The organism is Rhodococcus sp. Eu-32, assembly GCF_003336925.1.
GTDB lineage: Bacteria > Actinomycetota > Actinomycetes > Mycobacteriales > Mycobacteriaceae > Rhodococcoides > Rhodococcoides kyotonensis_B.
Genome location: NZ_QGNK01000005.1, coordinates 210,505 through 223,438, shown reverse-complemented (window position 1 = coordinate 223,438; position 12,934 = coordinate 210,505). Strand labels below are relative to the sequence as shown.

The 12,934-nt window shown below is 66.5% G+C and carries 9 protein-coding genes; 1 reads left to right on the top strand and 8 read right to left on the bottom strand.

Annotated features, from left to right (window positions below):
- Positions 1–48 precede the first annotated feature (48 nt).
- From DK926_RS08615 to DK926_RS08580, 8 genes are all read right to left on the bottom strand, one after another.
- A complete protein-coding gene (locus DK926_RS08615) occupies positions 49–1,239 on the bottom strand; it encodes an N-acetylmuramoyl-L-alanine amidase (RefSeq protein ID WP_114330061.1) in 1,191 nt (396 codons plus the stop codon).
- Positions 1,240–1,432: 193 nt separating this feature from the next.
- Positions 1,433–1,765, bottom strand: coding sequence for a thioredoxin (gene trxA / locus DK926_RS08610; RefSeq protein WP_068429619.1), 333 nt, complete (start codon positions 1,763–1,765; stop codon positions 1,433–1,435).
- Between the two features lie 43 nt (positions 1,766–1,808).
- The gene (gene trxB, locus DK926_RS08605) at positions 1,809–2,798 is read right to left on the bottom strand and encodes a thioredoxin-disulfide reductase (protein ID WP_068430045.1); all 990 of its coding nucleotides are present in this window, start codon (positions 2,796–2,798) and stop codon (positions 1,809–1,811) included.
- Between the two features lie 118 nt (positions 2,799–2,916).
- Positions 2,917–3,633, bottom strand: a complete 717-nt coding sequence (locus tag DK926_RS08600; RefSeq protein WP_125833391.1) for a hypothetical protein — start codon at positions 3,631–3,633, stop codon at positions 2,917–2,919.
- Positions 3,634–3,690: 57 nt separating this feature from the next.
- The gene (sigM, locus tag DK926_RS08595) at positions 3,691–4,284 is read right to left on the bottom strand and encodes an RNA polymerase sigma factor SigM (RefSeq protein WP_114330059.1); all 594 of its coding nucleotides are present in this window, start codon (positions 4,282–4,284) and stop codon (positions 3,691–3,693) included.
- A gap of 122 nt (positions 4,285–4,406) precedes the next feature.
- Entirely contained in the window at positions 4,407–8,429 is a 4,023-nt protein-coding gene (locus tag DK926_RS08590) for a lipid II flippase MurJ (protein ID WP_243636719.1), read from the bottom strand.
- A complete protein-coding gene (locus tag DK926_RS08585) occupies positions 8,426–10,783 on the bottom strand; it encodes a DUF6049 family protein (RefSeq protein ID WP_114330058.1) in 2,358 nt (785 codons plus the stop codon). The genes DK926_RS08590 and DK926_RS08585 overlap by 4 nt, the downstream gene beginning before the upstream one ends.
- A 3-nt stretch (positions 10,784–10,786) precedes the next feature.
- Positions 10,787–11,344, bottom strand: coding sequence for an NUDIX hydrolase (locus DK926_RS08580; RefSeq protein WP_068429610.1), 558 nt, complete (start codon positions 11,342–11,344; stop codon positions 10,787–10,789).
- Between the two features lie 84 nt (positions 11,345–11,428).
- On the opposite strand from DK926_RS08580, the gene DK926_RS08575 reads away from it, so the two are divergent.
- Positions 11,429–12,922, top strand: coding sequence for a CCA tRNA nucleotidyltransferase (locus DK926_RS08575; protein WP_114330057.1), 1,494 nt, complete (start codon positions 11,429–11,431; stop codon positions 12,920–12,922).
- Positions 12,923–12,934: the final 12 nt, after the last annotated feature.

Sequence of the window (12,934 nt, the reverse complement as noted above, 5' to 3'; positions counted from 1 at the left end):
CGAGGGGCCGCAGGAGTGAATCCTGCGGCCCCTCGGTCTATATCGTGCTCAGCCTCGTTCGGCGGCAGCCAACTCCTCGGCCAACAACTCGGCGAAAGTGAATGTGCCGGTGGGCTGATCGTCCTGCCCGAGCAGATACAGACGCTTCACGGCGATGAGAATGGCTTCGGCGATGATGTCACGCGATCGAGGATCGCTGAGTACTTCGACGTCGGATGCGTTGGTGAGGTATCCGATGTCGACCTGAACCGTCGGCATGTTGGTGAGTCGCAACAGATCCCACGTACGTCCGTGGCTACGGCAGTCGAGAAGTGGTGTGCGAGCAACGATTTCACGCTGGATGTAACCGGTCAACACCTGCCCGATGAGCGAGGTCGATCCGTGCGAATTGCCGAAGTGGAAGCTGGCGACGCCGTTGGCTGCAGGGCTGGAGCTCGAGGCACATCTCAGCGAGATCATCAGATCGGCGTTGAATGCGTTCGAGGTCTCGGCGCGTTCGGCGACTGTGGGGTTGGTTCCGCGAGCACGGGAGAGGAAGGTTTCCATTCCCGTTGCGGCCATACGGCCTTCGAGTCGACTGGCGACGTCCCACAGGATCTCGGCCTCGCTGATACGACCGAACATGCCGTCGACGATCAGTCCGGTGTCCGCGCCTCCCAGATCGGGATCGATGACGATACGTTTGCCGGTCAGTTGCGGACCGGACTGCCGGACCAGTTCTTCTTCGCTGATCGCATGTGGTGATCCGCCGGTGACGCGAGCACCCAGCAAGTCGAGCGACCGCAGGGTCGCCGGGCCACAGATGCCGTCGGGCGACAGGCCGATCTCACGCTGGAACGACGAGAGCCCGTCGTGCGTCTTGGGACCGAAGTAGCCGTCGACCCGTTCGCTGTAGAAACCGAGGTCTTGAAGCCGGGTCTGCAGAGTCGCGACGTCGTCGCCGTACAGCGGGGCGGACAGCTGATAGATGAGGGTGCGGGCGCCGAGCCGGTACGACGCCTCCTTCAGGAAGCGATAGGTGGCCGGTCCGACGACGCCGTCGACCAGGAGGCCGCGATGCTGCTGAAACGCGCGGACGGCGCTGTCGAGCGCATCGTCGAACTCCGACACCGGTGCGGTCCAGTGCAACGGGTCCGACGAGTGCGCCGCCGCGTCCTCGTGCAGAAATCCCAGGGAGACGAGAGTGCTCCGTACCTCCGCAACGGCGGGTCCTGAATCGCCGCGACTGAGTCGGTGCATACCTGATTACCTCTCGTCGAAATTAGGTCGACTGCCGTGGAGACAGTATCCGCCTCCGGACGACATCTCGAGGGACGTCCGGAGGGCACGATGCCTCATTCAGTAGCCGATGTGCCGACGAACGCGTCGGCACATCGAATGATTGTCGCAGAAAGTGTTCGCCGAACTGCAATCCAGGCCGTTCGGCGACGGGTCACAACACCGCGTCGAGGTCCTTGAGCAGGGCGGCCTTGCCCTTCGCGCCCACGATCTGCTTCACGGGCTTTCCGCCCTGGAACAGGATCATCGTGGGAATCGACATGACCTTGAAGTCACGAGCGGCCTGCGGGTTGGCGTCGATGTCCAGTTTCGCGATCGTGAGCTTGTCGGAGTGCTCGGCAGCAATCTCTTCGAGGACCGGTGCAACCATCTTGCAGGGACCGCACCAGGTAGCCCAGAAATCGACGAGGACGGGCTTTTCGCTGGTCAGGACGTCATCGACGAACGATGCGTCGGTGATGGTGACGGTCTTCTTGTCATCGGACATCTCGGGTGTCTCCTCGGTTGGTCGAACGTGGGTTTTCGTTGGGTCAGGCGTTGACAGCGTCGACAGGCTGGTCGGCGTGCTCGAGCGTGTTGCTGGTGATGTCACCTTGCTCGGCGAGCCACCGCTCGGCGTCGATCGAGGCGGTGCAGCCTGTGCCTGCGGCCGTGATGGCCTGCTGGTAGACGTGATCCACCAGGTCGCCTGCCGCGAAGACGCCTTCGACGGACGTGGCGGAGGTCGGCGACGCAACCTTGACGTAGCCGGCGTCGTCCAGCTCGACCTGGCCCTTGACCAGTTCGCTGCGCGGGTCGTGACCGATCGCGACGAACATCCCCGTGACGTCGAGCGTCGACTTCTCGCCGGTGAGCGCGTTCTCGAGCGTGAGACCGGTCACCGACGTGTCTCCGAGAACCTCCAGGACGTTGGTGTCGGTGACGAAACGAATCTTCTCGTTCTTCTTCGCACGCTCGAGCATGATGCGGGATGCTCGGAATTCGCTGCGGCGGTGCACGATGGTGACACTGCGCGCGAAACGCGTCAGGAACGTCGCTTCCTCCATTGCCGAGTCTCCGCCGCCGATGACCGCGATGTCCTGGTCGCGGAAGAAGAAGCCGTCACACGTCGCACACGCACTGACGCCTCGTCCGAGAAGCTTCTCCTCGCCGGGGATGCTGAGGTAGCGAGCCGCTGCACCCATCGCAAGGATGACGGCGCGCGCTCGGTAGGTCTCACCACCGGCGGAAATGGTCTTGATCTCGCCGGTGACGTCCAATTCCTCGACGTCCTCGGTGCGGATGTCCGCGCCGAACCTCTTGGCCTGCTCGCGCATCTGCTCCATCAGATCAGGGCCCATGATGCCGTCGCGGAATCCGGGGAAGTTCTCGACCTCGGTGGTGGTCATCAAAGCTCCGCCGAACTGTGTGCCCTCGAACAGGATCGGCTCCAACTCGGCCCTGGCGGCGTACACACCAGCGGTGTACCCGGCCGGTCCCGAGCCGACGATGATGAGATCGTGAACCTTGGGCGTAGTCATGCGGGCCTTCCGATAGTCGTTCAGTGCTGAGCCGGTGGGCCGTGCCGCCGACGGATATGACAACACCAGGGTAGAGGGTGTTGTTCCCAGCCGGGTCGAGGCGCGGATCGCGGGACGTTCAGCTCAGGTCACGACGGAACAGGGGCTGTGGGTCGTCGACACCACAACCGGCACCCACTGCGAGGACGGTCAGACCGGCGTCGGGGCCACGGGAGAGGACGAGCATGGTGCCCTCACTTCCGTCGATGTCGACGGCGGCGGCACCCAGAACGACGCTGTTGCGATCGATTCCGTTGGCTTGCAAGCAATCCGGGAGAAGCCCGGCTTCGACGAGCTGCACCGGATCGCGGTTGGCCATCACCGACTGCACCACGGAGTCGTCGATGAGGGACGACTGTAGCGTCAGGACCGATTCCTCGCCCGGTAGGGCGACCACGTCGGGCTCCGAGGTGGACGCAGAACGAACGAAAAGTGTTGTGGCGACGGCGATCACGATCGACGCAGCCGCAGCGATCAGCAGGGGACGGACCGAACGGGGAAGTCCGCGCGAGGATCCTGTCGACCCCGCGTTCCCGGCACCGGCGAGCGTCCGGTCGATACGTTCGGCCACGTCGGGTGGCATCGACTCTCCACCGTCCAGATCGGCACCGACTGCGCGGAGCCGGGCCGACACCGCGTCGAGCGACGCCAAGATCCGCCGGGCATCGGCGTCGGCTTCCACGAGCGGCCAAAGCTTGGTGCTGACCGACTCCGGCAGAACGCCGGCATGGAGATCGGCGAGCAGTTCGACCGAGTAGGGCGCCATGGGTAGTGGCTCGGTACCGCGTGATGTCACTGCGGTCTCCTCTCCCGGCGCAGACGTACCTACACAGGGTAAGACGCGGTGGGTCGACTAACGGTTCCCGTCGTCCTGCAAGTACCGCAGCTGCACCGCCAGCTTCTGACGCGCTCTCGCGCAGCGACTCTTGACGGTTCCGGTGGGAACACCGAGCATCGCAGCGGCGTCCGCGACCGAGTAACCCTCCATGTCGACGGCCACGACTGCGGCACGCTGCTCCGGCGGGAGTGACATGAGGGCGCTGCGAACCTCGATCGAAGTCTCGACGTCGGACATCCGGTCGCGCGCATCGGGCGGTTCCTGCACATCGATGTCGGCGAGCGGTGTGGTCGGTCGCGACCGGTTCCGTCGAATCCGGTCCAGACACGCATTGACGACGATCTTGTGCATCCAGCTCCGCACTGCGGCGTCCGCTCGGAACGAGCCGGCCGTGCGGTGCGCCGACAGCAGCGCCTCCTGAAGCGCGTCGGCGGCATCCTCGTTGGTGTAGCTGGTGCGTCGCGCAGTCATCCACAGATGCTCGTGGTGCCGATGAACGAGCGCTGCGAACGCGTCGGGGTCACCCTGGACGTGCGCGTTCAGCAGTTCGACGTCGGATCGGCCCCCGAGAAGCCCCCCGGCTTCCCCCTTGATCCCGAAAATCCCCATACGAAAACGGCTCCCCCCGTGTTACCGCATTGGGGAGAGCCTAGGCCATGAAGACCGAACAGTACGAAACGTTCGATTTCACCTCTTTGCGTAGGTGAAACCGAACGTCTGCGGGGAAAGTGTCAGCTTCGGCCGGTGAAGCCGAAGTCGGCGATCGAGGACTGGTTGCGACCGTTCTCGGTGCTCAACCCGGTGATCCACAACAGCACGTGGTCGGTGGGTTCGGTTGCGGTGAGCGGAATGTCCGTGACGCCCTGTCCGAGCGTGGCCTGCCCGATCACGGTGGTGTCGCTCAAGCTGGGCGAGTCGCTGGGCGCAGAGCGGATCTCGACGACCGTTCCAGCAGACGGTGAGTTGACGAATGCACTGGTCAACACCTCGGACGACGGCAGCGTCGCCAGCAGGCCCACGCCGTTCTTCAGCGACGGGAACGGCTGGAAGTACGCGTCCGTCTGCCACACGGTCGACGGGTCGCCGTCGATCGCGTTCTGAGCCGTGGCAGCGCTGTCGGCACTGCCCTGCGGCGAGAAGACCTCGACCGAATCGATCGTGACGGGTGCTGCGGCCGGTGCCTGCGCTTCGGCAGCGCCCGGTGCAGCAGGGGCGGGCACGCTGGTGGTCAGTCCGAAGTCCTGCTCGGTCAGCGGCTCGTCGGAGCTACCGCCTGCAAGGAACGTGAACAACCAGTATCCGGCGAACCCGAGCACGACGACGGTGAGCACACCCAGCACGACCAACGCGATGTTGGTGCGCTTGGACCGCAGTTGCTGAGCCGCGATTTCCTCCGGGTCCGCCAACGAATGTCCCGACGCACCCGCGGGCCGCTGGCCGAGCCGCAGCGCAGGCATGAGGTCGGTCTTGTCGTTGACGACGGCCGCCTGGTCGAGCACGTGCTGAACCGTCGCAGCCGTGCGGATTCCGCTGTTCTGCTCGAGTGCGCGTGTCGCGACGGCCGAGATCTCGAACGGCACGTCGGAGCGAATACGACGCGGCTCGACGGCATTGCCGCCAGAATCGCGATCGGCGGGCTTCATACCTCCGACGGCACGCGGCGGCGCACCGGGACGGTCCGACGCGTCGGCCAGTGGCCAGCGCGCGGTGATGAGCGCGTAGAGCATCGCGCCGAGTCCGCGCACGTCCGACGCGGGTTCGGCGTCGGCGAGCGTTGCCGGGAACGCGAGCACCGCGTTTCCGCTGGTGCTGATGCGCACGCGATCGGGGTGATCGATGGACAGCGCGCCACCGCTGCGGTGTGCAGCTTCGGCTGCTGCCGCGAGCGCCTTGATGGCGCGTGCTGCTCCCGTCGGCGACGGTACGGTGTCGGCCATTTCTCGCAGTGAGCGTCCCGGCGTCCATTCGGCGACGACGATGCCACCCGAGCTGCCGCGGACGACGTCGAGCACTCGGGCGAGACCGGGAGAGTTGATACGGCCGAGACGCAGCGTCCGCGACAGGATCGCCTGCGGGCCCTCGGGCCGGTCGGGAGACACCGACGTCGCCTGCTGGTCGGCGTCGACGAAGGTCAGCGCGACTTCGCGGTCGAGTTTGACGTCGTGCGCCTGCCAGAACTTCAGTCCGCGTCCACCGCCGTGCGGGGCGAGCAGACGGTAGCGACCGCCGGCGACCGAGGCGCCGGGAATGAGCTTCGGTCCGCGCAGCGCACGCGTCGGCTCGGGCTGCGACTCGGGCCGACCTTCGACGGCAGGTGCTCGCACGGTGGCAGGCGGTTCCGTAGCGTTCTTGCCCGCGTCGGCGTCCTTCTCGTCCGCCGAGTCCTCGGGTTCGACCTGTGCCGCTCGAGCTGTGTCCACCGAAGCCGTCTTGCCCGTGGTGGACGCGTCGGTCGCAGGGACGGCCTTTACCTCGGCCGTTTTGTCGGCGTCGGGTGCCGGAGCAGCCGCGTCGCCGGATGTCTTCTTCTTGTCGGGTGACGACGCCGTCGGTGTGGCCTGGGTGGATGCGGCCTTCGCGCGCTCGTCCACCTCGACTCCTCCGGTCTTCTGGTCCGTGCCGTCGGCAGTGGACTCGGCCGGCCCCCCAGCCACTTCGTCGTCCGTCACTCTCTCTCCTTCGCGCGCTTCTACCCCGAGTTGTGCTGCCTGTCTGCTCCCGTAGGGCTGACCTGCAGAAGTCTGCGGCCCGGTCCGCCGGGGTCCAGGGTACGGGAGTCCCTGCTCCGCAGCGCCCCTTGCAGGGGTAGAGCGAACGACCGGTATCGAATCGGTAGTTTCGGGCGTCGCAGGCACGGGGTTCGTCGCGCTCTCGGCGGGTCGCCCGCGCAGTTTCCGCACGACGCGTCCGACAGCGACGGTCACCGCGAGCACCTCGGGTATGCGGCCGAACCACAGGATGCCGAAGGTGATGCCGAGCATGAGAACCGCGCAGATACCGACCCGCAGCATCGCGCCGATCATGCCCAGGGGCTCGGTGAGTCCGCCCAGGTCGGCGACTCGGTCGATGGCAAGCATGGCCGTTCCACCGGCGGCGGACGCCATCAGGACCATCCAGATGGTCTTGCCCACGTTGATCATGCGCAGATCGCCGAGGCTGCGGTGCAGCAGGAAGCCACCGATGCAGGCACCGACCACGAAACCGAGACCGTTGGCGACACCGAGCCAGAGCACGACCTGCTCGTCGTCCGAAGCGATGACCGGGGCGAGAGCGGACAGCGCGATCTTGACGCCGGTGATGCCGAGGATGATCCACGTCGGCGTCCAGGCCTGTTCGCGGGCGTAGAACACGCGCAGGTGGATGAGGACGAGTGCGTACGGAATCAGCGTGAAGGCAGACCAGCTGACGGCTTCACCGAGGCGGGGGGCGTCGTCGGCGAAATTCCCGAAGCCGAAGAGTGCCTCGCCCACCCATGGCCCGGCGAACGTCAGGAACACCACGATCGGAACGAGCGCGACGAGCGTGAGCCGCGTCGCGACCGACAGATCGTCGACGACGGCAGGGTCGTTGCCCTCGGCTGCGTTACGGCTGAGGCGCGGCATGATGGCCGTCAACACGGTGACGCCGAGGATGCCGTACGGCAGTTGGAGAAGAATCCAGGCCTGCGAGTAGATCGCGGGGCCCGAGGCGTCGGCACCAGACGAGATGTTCGTCGCGTAGATCAGTCCGATCTGGCTGATGACGACGTACAGGATGATCGCCGCGGCCATCCCACCGAACGCCTTGAGGCGGGCGTCGAACCCCCACAACGGCCGGAGGTCGACCTTCTCCCGCTTCAGTGCCGGAATCAGCGCGGCTACCTGCGTCACGACACCGGCCGTGACTCCGAGACCGAGGATCAGCACGTGCGGATCACTCATCTCGACGGGATCGAGCGTGATCTCGCCGGGAACGAAGAAATAGAGGGAGAAGATGCCCAGGACCACCAGGTTGTTCCACACCGGCGCCCACGCGCCGGGACGGAAGTTCTGACGCGTGTTCAGAACGGCCGTGAGCAGGCCGGACAGGCCGTAGAACAGGATCGCGGGCAACAGTAGATAGGACAGCGCGGTCGTCAGCTCGTTGCTGACCTTGGCGTCGTCCTTGATCAGCATGGTGCTCAGGAGCGGTGCGCCGATCGTGGCGATGACGGCGACGACGAACAACATCGTGAACGCGACGGTGAACAGCCGACGAATGAACGACGTACCGCCGTCGGGATCCTCCATCTCGGCCCTGACCAGGACCGGAACGACGATGGCGGTGAGCACGGCGCCGAGGACGAGCTCGGAGATCATGTTCGGCAGGATCGTCGCCGCGGTGAACGAACTGGCGATCGCGCCGCCGAGGATCGCCAGCATGACGATCTGCTTGAAGAATCCGGTGATGCGGCTGACGAGCGTCGCGACGGCGATCGATCCCGTCGACGCCAGCAAGCTCTTCTGCGGCTTGGGCTCGGGCTTCTCGGGTTCCGGAACCGGAGCGGTCGTGACCGGCGCGAAATCCTCGTCCCGGAACCGCGGGATCAGCTGCGTGACGGAATTGTCCGGGGCGGGTCCGCCGTCGGGCGACGGCGGTGCCGGGTAGCTGCGCATCTCACGGACGGGTTCGCGTTCCCACGGCGCCTGCCGAGGCGGTGCCGTGCGACGGAATACCTGTGCTGCGGGCAGCCGTGGGCGCGGGACGTCCCCTTCGTACGGGATGTTCCCGGTCATGGTCGTTCGTACCCTTCGTCGGCCGGGTCGGGTTGCCCCCTGAACCTGTGCCACAGTCGGCGCCCTGCGAGCAACAGCAGAAGGATTCCAGCGCAGGCGGTGATGATCGCGAGAGCCTGTCCGTACGCATTCGACCGTACGGACACAGTGGTTGCCTCGCCCAATTGTTGCCCGTCGAGCGTCGTCAACGCGAAGTCGACCGACAGATTGCGGGAGTCGTCGACCTGCGCGGGCACGGTGATCGTGCGGCTCCCGCGCGCGGGAAGAGCCGTTGCGCCGACGTCGGAGATCGTCATTTCCGCTGGTGCGTCGACCTTCAGCCGCACGTTGACGGGTACGGGGAGGTCGTTGCGTGCGACGAGCAGCAGCGGACTCTGCTCCGATGCCAGCGTGTAGACGCCGCCGGGTGCGACGACCGTCACTGCTCCGAACATGCGGTCCAGCGACGTTTCGGACGCATCCATCCGGGTCCGCGACATCGCGGCTGCGTATTCGGGGTCCGTGTCGCTGCCCGCGGTCGTGAGTGCGCGCAGTAGGTCCTCACGCAGCGGTGCGGTGAACAGCCGCGGGGTCAGGGCCGACTGCGGATCCTCGACGACGGACGCACGAAGCGATTCGATGCGCGCACTCTGCGCGCGCACGCGGTCTTCGAGGTTCGTGTCGCGGTCCACCTGCGGCACCGTCCTGGTCTCGACGGGCATCCCCGTCGGTGCCTCGGCGACCAGACTGGGCAGGGGCCGCGGCGTCGCGAGACCCGACCGCAGCATCGACGACACGGACGACAGAATCGTCGTCGGCTCGTCGCCGCCTGCGGTCCAGTACTGCGGCGGGGCGATCGTCACGGCCCGCGGGGAACCGTCGGGTTCCTCGAGCGCGTGATAGAACATCGCACCGACGGCATCCTGCAGTCGGGCGGCGCGGGAATCCCCGGACAGGTCGTAGCGCTGGTCTTCGGGTGTGAAATCGGGGGTCGACGGCACCTCACCGACTCCGGCGAGCGCGGTGGCCGACGCCGAGTCGAACACCGTCGTGTTCAGTGGGGCGTCGACGGTACTGCCCCCTGCGACAGCGGCGACGCCTCCCGCTGCGGCAGGCGCGATGCTGTTGTCGGCGAGCAGCGCGGTGGTCGGGCCGGTCGAGCGCAGGGCCGCGGCCGCAGGCGCACCCAGCTGTCCCGACGCGCTCCACACGACATCGCGCACCGACGTCACGCCCAGGATCGAATCGACGATGTCCGACGGCGACTCGAGGGCGCTCGCCGCCAGGGTGGCGTCGCCGACGTTGCCGATCGCGTCGAGGTCGACCTGCGCGAACGGGACCGCGGTGACGCACATCGAGTCGGCGAGGGTCTGCAGGCGGGACAGCCACGCTGCGGCGGCGTCGCTGCCGGTTCCGTCGCGCGCGGGGCCGGACGGGTTCGCCGGATCGTCGACGACCAGATAGCCGCGCTGCATGTTGGCGACGGTGACGAGCAGGTCGGGGTCGATCGCCAGACACATGCTGTCGGTGAGTCGATTCTCCGGATCGAGTTGATCGGTCGTCGTGAATTCGACGGCTTGGAGCAGTTCGTCGAGCCGGCCGCCCGTCGCGAGTTCGCCGGCGAGGTCGTCGTCGACGAGCCTGATCTTGTCCTCGATGGTCCCCGGGTTTCCTGCGGCCAGCCGTGGTTTGTCGGCGAGGGGCCAGAGGATCGTCGTCGCGACGGGATCCGTCGTGCTCGGCGGCAAGGGCACCGACGTCGGATCCGACGGGTCGCGCGGTACGCCGGTGACGGGCAGTAGGAACCGGGCGTCGTCGAGTCGCGCTGTTCCGCCGTACTCCGGGGTGCCGTTGACGTTGAGCAGCAGCGGGTAGACGCCGGGGCGATCGATGTTCAGCGACGGGTTCGTCGTGCTGCGCAGTGGCATCGAGACGGTGAACTGCGTGCTCGCGCCTCGCTCGAGGCTGTCGGTGACCGTCTGGAACTCGCCCGCGTACGGGTATTGCTCCTGATCGCGCGACAGGGACGTGCGCAGTTCCGACGGCTGATCGACGGCGTCGGCGCCCTGCATGCGCACGCTGATGTCGTCGACGCGTCGGTCACCGGTGTTCGTGACGGTGGCACGCACGGTCACGAACGGTTCGCTGCTGGTGGTCACGGTTCCGGGCGCGACCGTGTCGATCGACAGCTCCAGGAACTGATTGCCGCGCGTCGTCTCGGGAAGGTCGCTGTCGGCGGACTGATAGGTGACCTCGGTGCTCGACGACGGGATGCTCGAATCGGACCCGTCCGGCTCCTGCGCCAGAGCCAGCGAGGGCGCCGACGCAAGGAGGACTGCGGTCAATGCAGCCGCAGTGACCCGTGGCAACCGCACTTCTCACTCCCTGCCGACGGGCGTCTCGGGATCCGGGTTGCTCATGCCCTCGATCAGTTGGCTGGCGATCGCGGCCAGTTTACGTTCGTCCGCGTACGCGAGCTTCGACGACAGTTCGCTCAGCGGAACCCACGCCACCTCGGTGACCTCGACGTCCTCGTCGGACAGCTCGCCGCCGAGAAAGCGCAGAAGGTAGTGGTGGACGGTCTTGTGGACGCGACGGCCCTCGGTGACGAACCAGTAGTCGATGCTGCCCAGCGAAGCGAGCACATCTCCGCGGATGCCGGTCTCCTCGGCGACCTCGCGCATCGCGGTCTGTTCCGCGGTCTCGCCCTGCTCGATATGGCCCTTCGGCAGCGACCACAACAACCGTCCACGACGGTCGGTGCGGCCGATGAGAGCGGCGCAACGCTGGGACGGAGGGCCGTCGAGACCGTCGACGACCAGGCCGCCTGCCGACGTCTCACGCACGGTTCTGAGTTTGGGCTTGTCGCCGTCGGCACGTGCGGGCCGCCGCCGCGGGTTGCGGCGGCTCCTGTTCGCACGTTCGCCAGCAGACACCCAATCAATACTAGAGGGAAACCACGGCTTTCCTTTGCTCCCTCTCCGTCCTGCCGCACGACCTCTCGCCTAGGCTCTATCCACGTGGCAGAACAGTCTCCGTCCCCCCGACACTCCGATGCGCCCTCGGGTGCCGGTTCGGACGCGGACCGCCGCGAGCGCCTGCTGACGTCGGCCCGCGAGACGCTGTCCGGATTGTCCGACCTCTTGACCCCTCTGGCCGCCCGGTTCGCCGCCGAGGGACACGATCTGTACCTCGTCGGCGGGAGCGTTCGCGACGCGGTTCTGGGGCGGTTGTCCGGAGACCTCGACTTCACCACGGACGCACGACCCGAGGTCGTCCAGAAGTTGCTGACCGGTTGGGCCGACAATCAGTGGGACACCGGGATCGCGTTCGGGACGATCAGTGCCGCCAAGAACGACCAGCTGATCGAGATCACGACGTTCCGCACCGATTCGTACGACCAGGTCTCGCGCAACCCGGAGGTCGAGTACGGGAAGAGCCTCGAGGAAGATCTCGTGCGACGCGACTTCACCGTCAACGCGATGGCCGTTCGGATCGGCGCCGACGGCACCCAGGAGTTCGTCGACCCCCTCGGCGGCATGGACGCGTTGCTCGAAGGACTGCTGGATACGCCGTCGTCGCCGGAGAAGTCCTTCGGTGACGACCCACTCCGCATGCTGCGTGGCGCGCGGTTCGTCTCGCAGCTCGGTTTCGCGCTGATGCCTCGCGTACACGCCGCGATCACCGAGATGGCCGGCCAGATCGAACGCATCACGGCCGAGCGTGTGCAGGTGGAGCTCGACAAGCTGATCCTCGGTGAGTACCCCGTCGAGGGAATCGACGTCATGTGCGAGACCGGGCTCGCCGGCTACGTCCTGCCCGAGGTGCCCGCGATGAAGCTCGAGATCGACGAGCATCACCAGCACAAGGACGTCTACTGGCATTCGCTGACGGTGCTGAAGCAGGCCATCGACCTCGAGGACGGCGACCCCGATCTCGTATTGCGTTGGGCTGCACTGCTTCACGACATCGGCAAGCCCGACACCCGACGTCACGAACCGGGCGGCGGCGTCAGCTTCCATCATCACGAGGTCGTCGGCTCCAAGATGGTCAAGAAGCGTATGCGAGCGCTCAAGTACTCGAAGAGGATGATCGACGACGTCTCGCAGCTCGTCTTCCTGCACCTGCGTTTCCACGGCTACGGCAAGGGCCAGTGGACCGACTCGGCAGTGCGGCGCTACGTCACCGATGCCGGCGAGCTACTTCCCAAGTTGCACAAGCTCGTTCGCGCGGACAGCACGACGAGGAACAAGCGTCGAGCAGCGGCACTGCAGGCCACGTACGACGACCTCGAAGAGCGAATCGCGGCGATCGCCGCGCAGGAGGACCTCGCCCGTGTGCGACCGGATCTCGACGGCAACGCGATCATGGAACTGCTCGGCATCCCCGCGGGGCCCGAGGTCGGCAAGGCGTGGAAGTTCTTGAAGGACCTTCGGCTCGATCGGGGGCCGCTCCCCCGCGAGGAAGCGGAGCGAGAGTTGTTGGCGTGGTGGAAAAGCGCTTCGCGCTCGTGAGTGTTTATGTAT